This is a genomic window from Massilia eburnea (assembly GCF_009720745.1).
Lineage (GTDB): Bacteria > Pseudomonadota > Gammaproteobacteria > Burkholderiales > Burkholderiaceae_D > Rugamonas > Rugamonas eburnea.
The window spans coordinates 126,177-141,386 of the sequence record NZ_WNKX01000011.1; the positions used below are offsets into that span (position 1 = coordinate 126,177).

Consider the following 15,210-nt stretch of genomic DNA (forward strand, 5'->3'; position numbering starts at 1 on the left):
GAGAAAGAGCGTCTAAATCCGCTCAATTCCCCCGGAACCGGGCAATCGCCGCATCGACGACGCCTTCCACACTGCCCGAAGCATCAAATTCCGCGCGCAGGTAGTGGGCGTCGCTGCCCATATGCGTCACCTGCATCAGGTGGTTCAGCGCTGCGCTGCCGCCGAGGGCTTCGGCGTGCAAGTCCATGCGGCGCAGGGTGGTGAGGATGTCCTCGCGCAAGGACAGGCTTTCGTAAGTCTTCGGGTGCACTACCGTTCCATCCAGGCCGAAGCGGCAAGCCTGGAAGCGGTTGTAGTTGTAGACCAGGTAATCGTCCTCGGCGGGCGGCGCCTCCTTGCGCTCCAGCAGATACGAACACAATGCCTGCAGGTAGCAAGCAAGTGCGGCGGCGCGTTCCACCGTCAGCGGCGTGTCGCACACGCGCAGCTCGATGGTGCCGTATTCGGGCTTGGGGCGGATGTCCCAATAGAAGTCCTTCATCGACTTGATCACGCCCGTGTGCTCCATCTTGGAGAAGAAGCTGTGCTCGAACTCGTCCCATTTCAGGATGAACGGCGCGCGGCCGCTCATGGGGAAGGCGAACACGCTGTTCAGGCGCGCCGAGTTGAACAGGGTGTCGTTGCCCTGCACGTAAGGCGACGATGCGGAAAGCGCGATGAAGTGCGGTACGTAGCGGCTAAGCGCGTGCAGCAGGTACAGCGCATCGTCACCGCTGCTGCAACCGATGTGCACGTGCTGGCCGAAAATCGTGAACTGCTTCGCCAGGTAGCCATACAGCGCCGATACTTCCTTGAAGCGGGGCTTGGAGAAGATCTTCCGCTCGGACCAGCGCTGGAACGGGTGGGTGCCGCCGCCGCAAATGCCGATGTTCAGCGTATCGGCCGCCCTCACCAGCGTGTCGCGCGTCTCGCGCAACTGTGCAAGCAGCTCGCCGTGGTTGGTGTGCACGTCGCTGTTAATCTCGATCATGCTCTCGGTGATCTCCGGCGTCACGTGGCCGGGAAATGGCTTGCGCGCCAACAGGTGCAGCAAGTCCGGGCTCGACGCAGTGAGGTCGAAGTCGGACAGGCTGACCAGCTGCAGCTCCAGCTCCACGCCCATGGTCAGCGGTTGCGACGATTTGAATTCTTCCAACGGCATATCAGCCCTCCTCTTTTGCCGTTTCGCGCGCCAAAATCAGCGCGCGCTGGGTGATGATAGGCCCCAGCACTTCCATGAACAGGGTCATGGCGGCCAGCGCAGCCAATTCATCCACCAGCACAATGCCCATATAGCGTGTCTGCTCCAGCAGCAGGATGGCGAACACCGACATCGGCGACAAAGCAATGCCGATCAGCGCCCCCTTGCGCCACGCAATACCGGCCACGTGGGCGAATACCGCCACCGCAATGGTCTTGGTGGCAAAGCGCACCAGTACCAGCAAGAGGCCAAGCGAAGCGCCGAATACCACCCGCTGCCAGTCAAGCGTGGACACTGCAAACACAAACAGCAATACCGTCAATAGCTCGCCGATCGCACCGAAGTTGCGTTGCGTGCGCGTGAAGGTCACACGGCGGTGACGCGCGGTCAGGCCGAAGGTCAGCGTTGCCAGCACCGGCGACAGATCGGCCGCTTGCGTGATCGACACCAGCAGCACCACCACCATCGCAAAGGCGACGGTACCGTCGCGCGACAGGGTGCCCAGGCTGCGCAGCAGCGCTGGCACCAGCATCCCGGCCACCGCACCCAGCACAGCGGAGGCGAGCAATTCGATCACGCTGCGCGACACCGCCTGGGTCAAGCTGCCGGAAGTCTGGAATACCCAGAAGCCGACCACCACCTTGAACACGAACAAAGCAAGCACGCAATTGATCGCCACCAGGTGCAGCACGCGCTCGGTCACCTGCCCCGAGCTGCGTTCCTCATTGATCACGCGCAGCACACCGGCCGGCGAAGAAGACATGGCCAGCGATGCGAGCAGCAATCCGGTCAGCGGCGGCATGCCTTGCCAATTAGCGATCAAGAACACGGCGCCAAACGTCAGCGCCGATTCGGCCAGCCCGCTCACCGCAATCCACGGATTCACGCGCAGCCAGCGCAAGTTGATGCGGTAACCAAACTCAAACAGGATAAGGCCGAACGCTATATTGGCGAGCAGCGTTACCTGGCTGCTGCCGTCCGGCACGAGAAGTTCGGGCATTGCCTGCGCAAGCAGGAAGCCCACCAGGCCGTACACGCTGATGCGCGGCAGATTGGTCCAGCGATGGACGAACTCACCTGCGAGCCATGCAAGCAGCATGGCGCAAGGCCACGCGAGTTCGTCAGAGATGACTAACAAATCGGTCATAGACTTACCTCCGACCCGTACTATATTGCATTTGTGAAAAACGTGACACACGAATCTTCGTTACAATGCCATGCATGGACATGATCAGCGAACACGTTTGCCACGGCGGGATGCAACGCTTCTATCGCCATGAGTCGGAAGCGATTGGCTTGCCAATGCGCTTTTCCATCTTCATTCCACCGCAGGCAGCCAACGGGCCTTTGCCCGCACTGTTCTACCTCGCGGGACTCACCTGCACCGAAGAGACCTTTGCCATCAAGGCCGGCGCGCAGCAGCATGCGGCGCGTGAAGGCATCATCCTCATCGCACCGGATACCAGTCCGCGCGGCGCAGGCATTGAAAACGAAACGGCGAGCTGGGACTTCGGCGAAGGCGCAGGCTTCTACCTCGACGCCACGCAAGAACCATGGTCGCAGCATTACCGCATGGAGAGTTATATCCACGAACTGCGCAAGCTGGCAATCGACGAATTGCCGGTGGACCCAAAACGCATCGGCATCTTCGGCCATTCGATGGGCGGTCATGGCGCGTTGACCCTGGCACTGCGCAGGCCGGACTTGTTCCGCAGCGTGTCGGCTTTCGCGCCGATCGCCGCGCCGGTGCGCTGCCCATGGGGACAGAAAGCCTTCAACGGCTACCTGGGTCCGGACAAGGAAAGCTGGCTGCAGCACGACGCCAGCGCGCTGATGTCGGTGCAGGACGAGGCGCCCTTCCCCTATGGCATCCTGATCGACCAGGGCCTGGCCGACAAATTCCTTGAGGAGCAGTTATATCCGGGAGTGTTCGAGGATGCGTGCCGCGCCGCCGGTCAGCCCCTGGAGCTGCGCCGGCATGCGGGCTACGATCATGGCTACTACTTTATTTCGAGCTTCATTGGCGACCATCTGACGTTCCACAGCCGCCAGCTCAGGGAAATCACTTAGTCAATACGCGGCGGATGGTCTCCGCCAGTTCTTCCGCGACGAACTTGGCCACGTAAGCATCGGCGCCAACGCCTTTTACGTGGTCTTCGTTGGTCTTGCCCGACAGCGAGGAGTGGATCACCACCGGGATCTTGGAGAAGCGCGCATCCTGCTTCACCAGGCGGGTCAGCGTAAAGCCGTCCATTTCCGGCATTTCCAGGTCGGTCAGCACCAGGGCCACGCGGTCTTCCACCGGAATGCCTTCGGCCTTGCAGCCTTCGGCGATGTGGTTCAGCTTATCCCATGCTTCCTTGCCGGTCTTCATCATCACGAAGGGCGCATGCATGGCTTCCAGGCCGCGTTCAATCAGGTTGCGCGCCACAACGGAATCGTCGGCGGCGAGGATAAAGGTGCCTGGCTTCAGCGGCAGGCGCCCGATCGTGTTTTCGTCGATATCCTTGCCATCGCTCGGCGTCAGGTTGCGCAGGATGGTTTCGACGTCCAGCACCTGCGCCAGGCGGGTGTTCTGCACGTCGCCATCGACGCGCGCAATCGAGGTCACCATGCCGCCGCCGTGGCTGCCTTCGGCGCTCAGCACCTGGCTCCAGTCAAGGCGCACGATCTCGTCCACCGATTCAACGGCGAAGGCTTGGGTGGTGCGGGCGAACTCCGTCACCAGCATGATGTTCAGGCCAGTCTTCGGCTTGACGCCGACGATGCCCGGCAGGTCCATCACGGGAATGATCTGGCCACGCAGGTTGACCACGCCCAGCATATGCGGCTCCGAACCCGCGACTGCAGTCACGGTCGGCATCGCAACGATCTCGCGAATCTTGAAGACGTTGATGCCATAGAGCTCGGAGTTGCCGCTGGTATCATCAACGCCCAGGCGGAACAGCAGCAACTCGAACTTGTTGGAGTTAGTGAGGTTACTACGCTCGTCAACTTCTTGTTGAACGGAATTCATCGCGATCGCTCCAATCTTCTCGAATAAGCATTCCCTTTGGTATGGAATGTTTCGGCAGTATACCGGCCTTTGTTAAAAATCCGGGGGCGATGAGGGGCAGAAACAACAAAAAAAGGACGCACGATGGCGTCCTTTCAAGAATCCTGGAGCGGGAAAAGAGTCTCGAACTCTCGACCTCAACCTTGGCAAGGTTGCGCTCTACCAACTGAGCTATTCCCGCAGAAGGCGCTATTATGACAGCCACTGTCAGAACAGACAAGTTCTTTTTCGAATGGCATCCCCCTATAATGCCCGCATGGATTCTATCGAGATAGTATTGGCAATGCTGCTGGCCGTGATCGCCAGCGCGTACATGACGCGGATGCTGCCAGCCGGCATTCCCCTCCCCCTGGTCCAGATCGGCCTTGGCGCCGGGATTGCCGCATGGTCCGGCCACGGCATCCAGCTGGATCCGGAGCTGTTCTTCCTGCTGTTCATTCCGCCGCTGCTGTTCCTCGATGGCTGGCGCATTCCGAATACGGGCCTGTTCCGCGACCGCGTGGTGATCCTGGAATTGGCGCTGGGCCTGGTGATCTTCACCGTGCTAGGCGCCGGCTACCTGATCCACTGGATGATTCCCGCCATGCCGCTGGCAGTGGCGTTTGCGCTGGCAGCCATCCTGTCGCCGACCGACCCGATTGCCGTCGGCTCGATCGCTTCGCGCGCACCGATCCCCAAGCGGCTGATGCACATCCTGGAGGGCGAAGCCCTGCTGAACGATGCCAGCGGACTGGTGTGCTTCCGCTTTGCCGTGGCGGCAGCGCTGACCGGCACCTTCTCGCTGACCAGCGCTTCACTGACGTTTGTCTGGCTTGCAGCGGTGGGTATCGCCGCCGGCGTGGGCGTCACTTCCGCCGTCGCCTGGCTGCAAGGCCGCCTCACATCGCGCTACGGCGAGCCCTCGGGATCGCCCATCCTGGTCAGCCTGCTGATTCCCTTCGGCGCCTACCTGGTGGCGGAACGCATGCATGCTTCCGGCATCCTGGCGGCGGTCGCCGCGGGCATCACCATGAGCTATGTGGAATTGGGCGGCCAGGCGCTGGCCGCCACCCGCATCCAGCGCACCGCCGTGTGGGACACGGTGCAGTTCACCCTGAACGGCGTCATGTTCGTGCTGCTCGGCGAGCAATTGCCGGACATCCTGCGCGGCGCCAGCGAGTCGCTGGAGCAAAGCGGCCATATCAATTCCTGGTGGCTGGTGCTGTATGCGTTTGCCATCAGCTTTGGCCTGATTGCGCTGCGCTTCCTGTGGGTTTGGGCTACCCTGCGCGTGACCCTCTATCGCCGCAGCCGCCGCGCCGGCGCCGGCAATGGCGAACGGCCGCACTGGCGCTTGCTGCTGGCCACCGCGCTGGCAGGCGCGCGCGGCGCGATCACGCTGGCTGGCGTGCTGACCTTGCCCCTGGCGTTGCCTGACGGCGATCCGTTTCCGGCACGCGACCTGACCATCCTGCTTGCCAGCTCGGTGATCCTGATTTCGCTGCTGGCGGCCAGCATCGGCCTGCCGCGCCTGCTGGGCGGGATGCACTTCCCAGAGGAACCGGCCGAGCGCCAGCAGGAAGACATGGCGCGGCGCCAGGCCGCATCGGCTGCCATTGCGGCCATTGAGCGCGCCGAACTGGCGCTGGCCGATGCCCACCATCCGGACGTGCTGCCGCAAGCCGCGGCACGCGTGATCGCCCTGTACGAATACCGCTTGAACGTGGCCTGGTCGGCGGAAGACCAGAACAAGGAGCACTTCCGCAAACTGGACCGTGCCGAGCGTGAGCTGCGCCTGGCAGCAATGGAAGCTGAACGCCAGGCCATCTTCGACCTGGCGCGCCACCACCACATTTCCGACGAAACGGCGCGCAAGCTGGTGCGCGAGATCGACCTCGTCGAAGCACGCCACCAGAAGCAGGCGAAATGAACAGGCGCGCCACGTTCTCACTCCTTATCGCGTGGCTGCTGTTCTGGGCCATGATGGTGGCAACCGCCGTCCAGGAGTTCCTGCGCCACGAACCAGGCCACGGCGGACTATGGCAGCCCATCCTGTGGGAATCGTCATCAATGCTGGTCGCTTCGCTGCTGCTGGCGATGCAGCGCCTCGCCACGCGCCGCTACGATGGACTGCTGACGACGCCGGTTCGCTGGTTCGCGCGGCAGGCGCTGTGGCTGCCCGTCTGGTGGATTTTGTTCACACCATTGGCGTTCGGGATTCGCCATGCGGTGTACGCCGCGATCGGCCTGGAGTACCGGCATGAGCCATGGGGCGAGACTTTCCTGTACGAGAACATCAAGATCTCGATCTTCGTCGTGATCTTCACGCTGATTACCTTCGGCATACTGTCATTCCGTGCGGCGGAGCAGGCCAACGCCCAATTGCGCACGGCACAGCTGCACCAGCTCACGCAGCAGATGCAGCCGCATTTCCTGTTTAACGCGCTGAACACCATCTCGTCGCTGATGCACTCTGACGTCGACCGCGCGGACGCCACCCTGGTGCAGTTGGCCGACGTGCTGCGCGCCACGCTGGACGTCAGCGGGCAGCAGCAAGCGCCCCTGTCCACCGAATTGCGCCTGCTGCGCGGCTATGCGCGGCTGATGGAGGAGCGCTTTATCGACCGCGTGCAGATCAGCTGGGATATCGATGCTTCCTGCGGCGAGTGCCAGGTGCCGGTAATGAGCATGCAGCCATTGCTGGAGAACGTGTTCAAACACACCGTCGAACGGCGGCGCGGCGTGACCAGCATCGCCATCAGTGCGCAGCGCAGCGGCGACGCGCTATTGCTTACAATTTCCGACGACGCTGGCCGGCTTACGACCGAGGCTCCCGCCGCCAAGCCGGGCGGGAGCGGGATCGGCGTGCGCAACTTGCGCGAGCGGCTGCAAGGGCTGTATGGCGAGCGCGCCAGCCTGTCGCTGCTGCAGATGGAGCCCGCCGGTGTGAGCGCGCAAATGAGGCTGCCATGCGCGTCCTGATCGTCGACGACGAGCGCCCGGCGCGCGACAAGCTGCGCCGCATGCTGGTGCAGGAGCAAGGCATCTGCGCCATTGAAGAAGCGCGCGACGGCGTGGAAGCGCTGGAGAAAGTCGCCAGCTTCGCTCCCGACGCCATTTTCCTCGACGTGCAAATGCCGGAAGTGAGCGGGCTGGAAGTGGCGGCCTCCCTGCCCCAGCCTGCGCCGCTGGTGGTGTTCGCCACCGCCTTCGACGAATACGCCGTGCCGGCTTTCGACGCCAACGCGATCGATTACCTGCTGAAGCCCTTCGATGCCACGCGCCTGCAGCGCGCCATGCAGCGCCTGCGTGAACGTCTCGCTGCCCGCCCCACCCAGGCCGAGCGCCCGCCAGGCTTGCCCGGCGCACCGCTGCAGCAATTGCTGGTCACGGAACGCGGCGGCACGCGTGTGGTGCCGGTCGCCGAGATCCAATGGCTCGAGACCGCCGACAATTACGTCGCCCTGCATACATCCCAGGGAGCGCCCCTGTTGCGGCAAACCCTGACCGACCTGCTGGACAGCCTGGGCGGCGACTTTGTGCGCTGCCACCGCCGCGCCGCAGTACGCCTGTCGCTGGTGGAAAAGATCGACTCGCAGGGCTGGCTCGTCCTGCGCAGCGGCGCCCTCGTCCCGCTCGGGCGCAACAACAAGGCCGCTATCGTGGAAGCGCTGGCGCATCGGTAATCCCGATAATTCAAATCGCCAATTCCCGTTTCCTGTTCTCGCCGTGAGCGCCGACAATGGCCCGGTCCACATCAAAGGAGAAACCATGGAACGGGTATTGATCGCCGGCGGCAGCTCCGGCATGGGATTGGCGCTGGCCGGGCGCCTGCTGCGCGAAGACTGCGCGGTAACGATAGTCGGACGCTCGCCGGAAAGACTGGCGGCAGCGCGCGCGCAATTGGCAGCAGCGCCGCAGCTGCGGACGATCGCAGCCGACATCACGCTGGAGGACCAGGTGGCCGGCCTGTTCGAGCAATGCGGCCCGCTGGACCACATCGTCTGCACCGCTGCCGATCTCGAAGGCGCGTACAGGCTCTTGCCGGAAATCGACGTCGCGGCCATGCGCAAGGCCATGGATTCCAAGCTGCTTGGCCCGCTGCTGCTGGCCAAGTACGGCGCGGCTGCGCTGCCTGCAAGCGGCAGCATCACATACACCTCCGGCATCGCCTATTGCCGGCCCATGGCACGCGGCTCGGTAGTAGCGGCGATCAATGGCGGGCTTAACTCCCTGGCCTATGCCTTGGCCGTGGAGCTGGCCCCTGTCCGCGTCAACGCCGTATCGCCCGGCTGGGTCGAAACACCGATCTGGGAACTTGTCGCCGGCGACGCCAAAGCCGGCATGCTGGAAGCAATGGCGAATAGACTACCTGCCGGCCGCATTGGGCATAGCGACGACATTGCCGACGCGATCTGCTTCCTGATGCGAAACCGCTTCACGACGGGCACCATCCTGCACGTCGATGGCGGCCACCGCCTCGTGTAAGCCAAGGGGCCGGCTGCGCACCGCTTCCTGGAACTGGCGCAGTGCGGCCGGTAATTGCCGCGCGCGCCAGATCATCTGGATGGCAACGCTCCCTGCGCCGCCTTCCCAAGGCAATGCGGCTATACCGCCATCGAGCCCTGCGAGGGCCAGCCTTGGCATCAGCGCGCAGCCGAACCCTGCGCGCACCATGCCCACGATGGCCCCCAGGCTGCCATATTCGCCAGCCACTGGCGGCGACTGGAAGCCGGCGCCGGCAAATGCCGTCTCAAACATGTTCCGATAAGCACATCCTTGTGCGGTGACGAGGAAGCGCTCCCGGAGAAGCTGCTGCGGCCCTGCGCTGCCGCGCGCGGCCAAGGCATGCCCGGCCGGCAGCAGCAGCACCAGGTCATCCGCCCCGACGCGTTCGCTGAGCAAACCACTCTCCGCTGGCGGCTCGGTAAAGGAAAAGCACACATCCAGCGTGCCGTCTCTCACCGCATTGCGCAGCTCGCCGCTGCCGCCGACACGCACATCAAGTTCAAGCCCCGGATGACGTCCCTGGAACCCAGCCAGCAGCGGCGCCAGCCAATGCACGCACAGGGTTTCCAGCGCGCCCACCGCCAGGCGGCCGCTCAAGGCCCCGGCGCCACCGGTCACGGCAGCCCTGGCATCGGCGGCAAGGGACAACAAGGCTCCGGCATATTCCACCAGCTGCGCACCCGCATCGGTCAGGGCCAGCTTGCGCTGCGAGCGCTCGAATAATTTCACGCCCAGGTCGTCTTCCAGCGCCTGGATCTGCTCCGTTACGCTCGATTGCGCCAGATGGACCTTCTGTCCCGCCTTGGTAAAGCTGAGGGTGGAAGCGACCGCAAGAAACGTTCTTAAGTGTTTGAGCTGCATGCCCACGATTATCGCAAAAATTGATCGAGCGTCCTGTTGCCCCGGCAGAAGCGTCGTTCGCCCCTGCCAGCCGCCGTTCGCCACCTATTGCTCGCCTGGCAAGCAGCGCGCCACTAAGCTGGCTTCATGTCCAACCCTCAGTGCAAAACGATCATGCAAAACAAACGCCTGTACTTCCTCGACTGGCTGCGCATCGGCGCCTTTTTCCTGCTGGTGCTGTTCCACACCGGCATGTATTACGTCACCTGGGACTGGCATGTGAAAACGCCCCACCCCAGCGACGCCCTTGAGCCTTTCATGATGCTCTCCTCCCCGTGGCGCATGTCGCTGCTGTTCCTGATCGGAGGCGCTGCGGCAGCTTTCCTGCTGGAAAAGCTGGGCGGCAAGGGGCTGGCGAAAGAGCGCAGCAAGCGCCTGCTGATCCCGCTGATCTTCGGCATGTTCTTCATCGTGCCTCCACAAGCGTACTTCGAGGTGGTTTCGGATGTAGCCTACCAGGGCAGCTATTTTGATTTCATGCAGCTGTATGTGCGGGCTTACCACGGCTTCTGCGACCACAATGGCTGCCTCGACCTGCCGACCTGGAACCACCTGTGGTTCCTGCCCTACCTGTGGCTGTACACCCTGATCCTGGCCGGCATTGGCAGCCGCCGTGTGCAGGCCGCCGGCGAGTGGCTGCTGGGCCAGCTGCATGGCTGGAAACTGTTCGTGCTGCCGGTTGCCGTGCTGGCCCTCGGCCGTATCCTGCTGCTGTCGCATTGGCCGCACACCCATAATCTCGTTGCCGACTGGCATAACCACGCCATGAGCTTGCCAGTCTTCCTGCTGGGTGCGGCGATGGCGCGCCAGGGCGAATTCTGGCAGCGGCTGGACGATGCGCGCTTTGCCGCCCTGGGCTTCTTCCTTGCGAGCTGGGCAGGCATCGTCTGCTTCGGCACAATGCATGAGGCATTCCAGATCACCTGGCTGCCGGCAGCGCGCACCGTGTATGCGCTGTGCCAATGGAGCGGCATCGTCGCCGTGTGCGGTTTCGGCCATCGCCACCTGAACTTCGACAGCGCCAAGCGCCGTTACCTGACCCAGGCCGTGTTCCCGGTCTACATCCTGCACCAGACGCTGATCATCTGCCTGGCGATGGCCCTGCGGGCGGCCGGCTTGCCGCCGGTGACGGAAGGCATCCTGATCGTGGTGCTGACCCTGGCGATCAGCTTTGGCGTGTTTGAAGTGGTGCGCCGCGTACCGCTGCTGCAGCCGCTGTTTGGCGTAGGGAAAGCGGCAGGCGCCAAGCCTGCCGCACAGGATGGCTTAGTTCAGAACCTTGCGTGAACGCTTGGCACGATACATCTCGGCATCGGCAATGGCGAGGGCTTCCTCCAGGTCGATGCCGGGCTTGCGCATGGCCATGCCGATCGACGCTCCCACATCATATCCCGCCAGGGTTTCCTGCACCCGCAACAGCATGGCCTGGGCGTCGAAATAGTCGCATTCCACCATCAGCATGGCAAATTCGTCGCCGCCCATGCGCGCCACCACGTCGGAGCCGCGCGTGACTTCCTTCAGGGCCTTGCTGCAGCGGATCAACAGCGCATCGCCGGAGGCATACCCTTGGGTATCGTTATAGAACTTGAGGTCGTCCAGGTCCAGCGACACCACGCAAGCCGGATGGCCGTAGCGCCGGCAGCGTTCTTCCTCGCGCAGCACCAGCATGTCCCAGCCGCGCCGGTTGTACAGGCCTGTCAATTCGTCGCGGGTGATGTCGACGTCGATCCGCTCGGCCTTGCGCGCAGCTTCGATGCCGGCCAGTTCCGCTTCCAGCAAGCCGCCCAGCAGCTCGCCCATCAGCACCACCATGTCCGTATCCTCGCGGATACGCTCCGGCTGCGGTTCGGGATCGATGGCGCACAAGGTGCCGAACAGCGTACCGTCGGCACGCCGCAAAGGCACGCCGACATAGGCGCCGACGGCGATCTGCTGCGTGATCGGGGCCTCGGCATACGCCGGCACGTTTGCCACATCGGGCGCGATATGCGGACCCTGCCCCTCGACCATGCGCGAGCACAGGGTCTCCGCCCAGCTATAGGTCTGGCCGGGCTTGACGCCATAGCCGTGGTCATCGGCGAACAGGACGATCCAGTCCTTGCCATCGGTGCGGGTGACCATCCATAACTTGAAGCCCAGGCGCTGCCGAAGGAATTGCATGGTGGCCTTGGAAGCGGCCGCAAAATCGTTCATCATTGCTTGCCTCATCAATAGCGATTACTGGCTGGAGCCGAACTGCCATTATGCACCGGTCGGAGTAGACTTGACAGCCTAAAATTACCTGGAGAATGTGCGATGACCCGCCTTACCGCCAAGGATTTTGACCCCGAAGTATTGGAACTGTTCGACAAATACGTGCACGGCCAGTTAAGCCGCCGCGATTTCATCTCGCGCGCCACGCGCTACGCCGTTGCCGGCGCCACGGGAGCCAGCCTGCTGGCCAACCTGTCGCCAAGCTTTGCCGCCCCGATGGTGGCGGCCGACGACAAGCGCATCAAGGCCGCTTTCGTCGAATATTCCTCACCCGACGGATACGGCAAGCTGCGCGGCTACCTGGTGCAGCCGGCCGCCGCCAAAGGCAAGCTGCCTGCCGTGCTGGTGGTGCATGAAAACCGCGGCCTGAACCCGCATATCGAGGACATCACCCGCCGCCTGGCGCTTGAGGGTTTCCTGGCTTTCGCGCCGGACGCCCTCTTCCCCCTGGGCGGCTATCCGGGCGACGAGGACAAGGCGCGCGAACTGTTTGCCAAGCTGGACCAGGCGAAGACCCGGGCCGATTTCCTGACGGCCGAACAAATCCTGAAGTCGCATCCGGCCAGCAACGGCAAGGTCGGCGTGGTCGGCTTCTGCTGGGGCGGCGGCATGGCCAACTACCTGGCCACCGTGGCGCCCGACCTGGCAGCCGCCGTGCCCTTCTACGGCATGCAGCCGCCCGCTGCGGACGTGCCGAAAATCAAGGCGCCCCTGCTGATCCACGACGCTGGCAATGATGCGCGCGTGCTGGCCGGCTGGCCGGCTTATGAGGCGGCCCTGAAAGCCAGCGGCGCGCATTACGAGCACTTCGTCTACCCGGGCGTCGAACATGGCTTCAACAACGACACCACGCCGCGCTACGACGAAGCGGCTGCCAAGCTGGCCTGGCAGCGCACGGTGGACTTCCTGCGGCAGAAAACGGCTACTTCGTAAAAGTAAAGGTGTGTGCGACTGGGCCGGGCAGCAAAGGCGTGGGCTTGCCCGCCACCCAGTCCGCATGTCCGGCCAGGAAGAATGGCGACAGCGGGTGGCCGCTCTGGCCGCCAGGCATATTGAACAAACCCTGCTCCTCATGCCCGGGCGAGACGGTCATGCGCTCGGACTGGCCAAACGCCGGCCCCGCCACGCGCGGCATATTGCTATCGCCCGGCAGCTGGTCCGGCGGCACGCTGAGCCACTTCCTCAGCATCGGCAAAGCGCCGGCAATGGGATGGGCAATGCTGGCCGTGTTGCGCGCACCCCAGGTGGCCGATGCCAGCGGCTTGCCATCCTTGCTCAGGTGCTCGATGGTGCGGTCCAGCGCCGCCAGCTGCAGCGCATTCCAGCTGGCATAACCCTGGGGCAGCCAGCCGGCCGGACGCTCGTCCAGCAAGCGTTCCAGCACCACCGGCCAGCGGCTGGAAGCGGCGCGCATATTGGCGTCCTTGTTCAACTTCGCCAACTCGATATTGGCGCCGCCGTACAGCAATTCATACAGCGACCACATGAAGGCGCGGCTGGCGCGATAGGCCACCGAATCCACGCTGGCGCGGCCATTCCAATTGTTCTTCAGCAGGCGAGCCAGTTCGGCGCGCTGCGGCTTGCCTTTCAGCGCCTCCTCGTCCAGCACGGCCAGCGCGCGGTCGCGCCACTGGGAGATGAACAGCGCGCGGTCGTCCAGCGTGACACCGTAGACGCCCTGCTCGTCGGCCTTGTCGCCCAGCGCAGCCAGGTCGTCGCGCGCCTGCGTCGCGCGCGCCCCCAGGTCGAAGCCGCCGTCGCCCAGTTTCAGCGCATCGGCGCCAAGCAGTTGGCGGTTGTTGGCCGTTACCAGCTGCCCGGCGGCGGGGTTGCGCACCGCAGGATAGGCCGCAGCCGGCAGCAAGCCTTGCCAGCCGCGCGTGCTGCCGTTGGCCGCCAGGGGATAGCTGGCGTCGACTGGCGTCGCTGGCCGCTGCGGCAAGGGGCCGACGATGGTCCAGCCGATATTGCCGCTGCTGTCGCCCACCACCAGGTTCTGTGCCGGCATGCCGATTTTTGGGGCCAGCGCCAGGGCTTCGTTCACGCTCTCCGCTTCTTCCATATGCAGCAGGCCCAGGTTGACGGCCTTCACATCATGCGCCACCCAGTGCACGGCGTAGTCGCGGCTGCCGGCGCGCATGACCGGTCCCAGCGATGTCTCGCGCACTTTCAGCGTGACGGCGGGCTTTCCCTTTACCAGGATGCGCTCTTCGTGTTCGGCCGGCGTTTCCCAGCCGCCCGGCAATTTGAGCTGGCCCGGACGGTCCTTGGCCGTCGCCACTTCCACCAGGTCGATGTAGTCGCCATAGCTGTTGGTGAAGCCCCAGGCCACATGGCCGTTGCTGCCGGCCGCCACCGCCGGCACGCCCGGAATGGTGACGCCGACGACGCGGCGCGTGCTGCCATGCGGGCCCGGCACGTGCAGCAGCATGCGGTACCAGGTGCTTGGCAGTTTGATGCTGAGATGCATGTCGTCGGACACGATGGCGGCGCCATTGCGGCTGCGCTGGCCCGACACCGCCCAGTTATTGCTGCCCACGCCATCGACGAAGGCGGCAGCGGCCAGCGTAGCCGGCTCGGGCGAAATGCCCTTGCCCCACCAGTCCGGCGCGCGCACCGGGATCGGCGCATCGGGTGCCGGCGGGCTGGCGGCGTCCAGCGGCGCATCCCATTGCGTTGTTTCAGGCAGCAGGAAGGCCAGTTGCGCCTGGCTCGCATGTTCCTTCAGCCAGCCGCGCGACAGTTCACGGCCAATGCCGGTCACTTGCAAATCGATATACATGGCGCAGGCCACCAGGAACGAATCCTCCAGCGCCCATGGGCGCGGCGTCATGCCGACCAGGGCATATTCAAAAGGACGGGTGCCCAGCGCGTTCAGGCCATCGTTCACCCCGGCGGTGTAGCGCTCGAGCAGGCGGCGGTCGGCCGCCGGCATGGCCTGCACCGCCTGTGCGGCACGGGCGCGGAATCGGTGCAGGCGGTTGATGCGGTCGGTCTCCAGCGCCTTTTCGCCAAACAATTCGGATAGTTCGCCGGAGGGCATGCGGCGCAAGAGGTCCATCTGGAAGAAGCGGTCCTGCGCGTGCACATAGCCTGTCGCATAGGCCACGTCGCCGCGCTCGCCGCCGGCGATGGAGGGAACGCCATGCGCATCGCGCATCACAGTCACCGTGCCGGCCAAACCGGCGACGCTGCGGCGCCCGTCAAGCTGTGCCAGGCTGCCGCGGAGGAAGAACCACAGCGCCAGTAGCGCCACCAACAAGAGCACCAGCAAACCCAGCGCAAGACGTTTCAGCCATAGCTTCGCCATTGGCAAACCCCATTCTTATTGTGT

The 15,210-nt window shown here is 64.1% G+C and carries 13 protein-coding genes and 1 tRNA gene; 7 read left to right on the forward strand and 7 right to left on the reverse strand.

The features are described 5' to 3' along the window. Positions 1 to 22 precede the first annotated feature (22 nt). Together GM658_RS16010 and GM658_RS16015 are read right to left on the reverse strand one after the other, a co-directional pair. On the reverse strand, positions 23 to 1,141 hold the full coding sequence (locus GM658_RS16010) for a YbdK family carboxylate-amine ligase (protein WP_155455049.1): 1,119 nt from the start codon (positions 1,139 to 1,141) through the stop codon (positions 23 to 25). 1 nt (position 1,142) lies between these two features. Then, positions 1,143 to 2,327, reverse strand: coding sequence for a cation:proton antiporter (locus GM658_RS16015; protein ID WP_155455050.1), 1,185 nt, complete (start codon positions 2,325 to 2,327; stop codon positions 1,143 to 1,145). Between the two features lie 74 nt (positions 2,328 to 2,401). Here GM658_RS16015 and fghA point away from each other — a divergent pair, with 74 nt between their 5' ends. After that, positions 2,402 to 3,250: an S-formylglutathione hydrolase gene (gene fghA / locus GM658_RS16020; protein WP_155455051.1), complete on the forward strand. Its 849-nt coding sequence runs from the start codon at positions 2,402 to 2,404 to the stop codon at positions 3,248 to 3,250. Here the strand turns inward: fghA and GM658_RS16025 are convergent. Then, on the reverse strand, positions 3,243 to 4,196 hold the full coding sequence (locus GM658_RS16025; RefSeq protein WP_155455052.1) for a chemotaxis protein: 954 nt from the start codon (positions 4,194 to 4,196) through the stop codon (positions 3,243 to 3,245). The genes fghA and GM658_RS16025 overlap by 8 nt on opposite strands. Before the next feature lie 144 nt (positions 4,197 to 4,340). Then, a tRNA-Gly gene (locus tag GM658_RS16030) sits at positions 4,341 to 4,416 on the reverse strand. A 75-nt stretch (positions 4,417 to 4,491) separates the two neighbouring features. On the opposite strand from GM658_RS16030, the gene GM658_RS16035 reads away from it, so the two are divergent. From GM658_RS16035 to GM658_RS16050, 4 genes are all read left to right on the forward strand, one after another. Next, positions 4,492 to 6,144: a Na+/H+ antiporter gene (locus tag GM658_RS16035; protein WP_170298839.1), complete on the forward strand. Its 1,653-nt coding sequence runs from the start codon at positions 4,492 to 4,494 to the stop codon at positions 6,142 to 6,144. Then, the gene (locus GM658_RS16040; protein WP_155455054.1) at positions 6,141 to 7,196 is read left to right on the forward strand and encodes a sensor histidine kinase; all 1,056 of its coding nucleotides are present in this window, start codon (positions 6,141 to 6,143) and stop codon (positions 7,194 to 7,196) included. Before GM658_RS16035 ends, GM658_RS16040 begins: the two co-directional genes overlap by 4 nt. Continuing rightward, positions 7,184 to 7,900 carry a LytR/AlgR family response regulator transcription factor gene (locus GM658_RS16045; protein ID WP_155455055.1) on the forward strand — a complete coding sequence of 239 codons (717 nt, stop codon included), beginning with the start codon at positions 7,184 to 7,186 and terminating at the stop codon, positions 7,898 to 7,900. The genes GM658_RS16040 and GM658_RS16045 overlap by 13 nt, the downstream gene beginning before the upstream one ends. Before the next feature lie 85 nt (positions 7,901 to 7,985). Then, on the forward strand, positions 7,986 to 8,702 hold the full coding sequence (locus tag GM658_RS16050; protein ID WP_155455056.1) for an SDR family oxidoreductase: 717 nt from the start codon (positions 7,986 to 7,988) through the stop codon (positions 8,700 to 8,702). Here the strand turns inward: GM658_RS16050 and GM658_RS16055 are convergent. Further along, positions 8,583 to 9,584: a LysR family transcriptional regulator gene (locus GM658_RS16055; RefSeq protein ID WP_155455057.1), complete on the reverse strand. Its 1,002-nt coding sequence runs from the start codon at positions 9,582 to 9,584 to the stop codon at positions 8,583 to 8,585. The two genes, GM658_RS16050 and GM658_RS16055, sit on opposite strands and share 120 nt — an antisense overlap. 153 nt (positions 9,585 to 9,737) lie before the next feature. Here GM658_RS16055 and GM658_RS16060 point away from each other — a divergent pair, with 153 nt between their 5' ends. Next, the gene (locus GM658_RS16060; RefSeq protein WP_155455058.1) at positions 9,738 to 10,910 is read left to right on the forward strand and encodes an acyltransferase family protein; all 1,173 of its coding nucleotides are present in this window, start codon (positions 9,738 to 9,740) and stop codon (positions 10,908 to 10,910) included. Here the strand turns inward: GM658_RS16060 and GM658_RS16065 are convergent. After that, positions 10,890 to 11,819, reverse strand: a complete 930-nt coding sequence (locus GM658_RS16065; RefSeq protein WP_211841875.1) for a sensor domain-containing diguanylate cyclase — start codon at positions 11,817 to 11,819, stop codon at positions 10,890 to 10,892. The two genes, GM658_RS16060 and GM658_RS16065, sit on opposite strands and share 21 nt — an antisense overlap. 99 nt (positions 11,820 to 11,918) lie before the next feature. Between GM658_RS16065 and GM658_RS16070 the strand changes: the two genes are divergently transcribed. After that, positions 11,919 to 12,809 (forward strand): dienelactone hydrolase family protein, encoded by an 891-nt coding sequence (locus GM658_RS16070; protein ID WP_155455060.1) that lies wholly within the window; start codon positions 11,919 to 11,921, stop codon positions 12,807 to 12,809. Here the strand turns inward: GM658_RS16070 and GM658_RS16075 are convergent. Further along, positions 12,799 to 15,186, reverse strand: a complete 2,388-nt coding sequence (locus GM658_RS16075) for a penicillin acylase family protein (protein ID WP_155455061.1) — start codon at positions 15,184 to 15,186, stop codon at positions 12,799 to 12,801. The two genes, GM658_RS16070 and GM658_RS16075, sit on opposite strands and share 11 nt — an antisense overlap. Between the last annotated feature and the right edge of the window lie 24 nt (positions 15,187 to 15,210).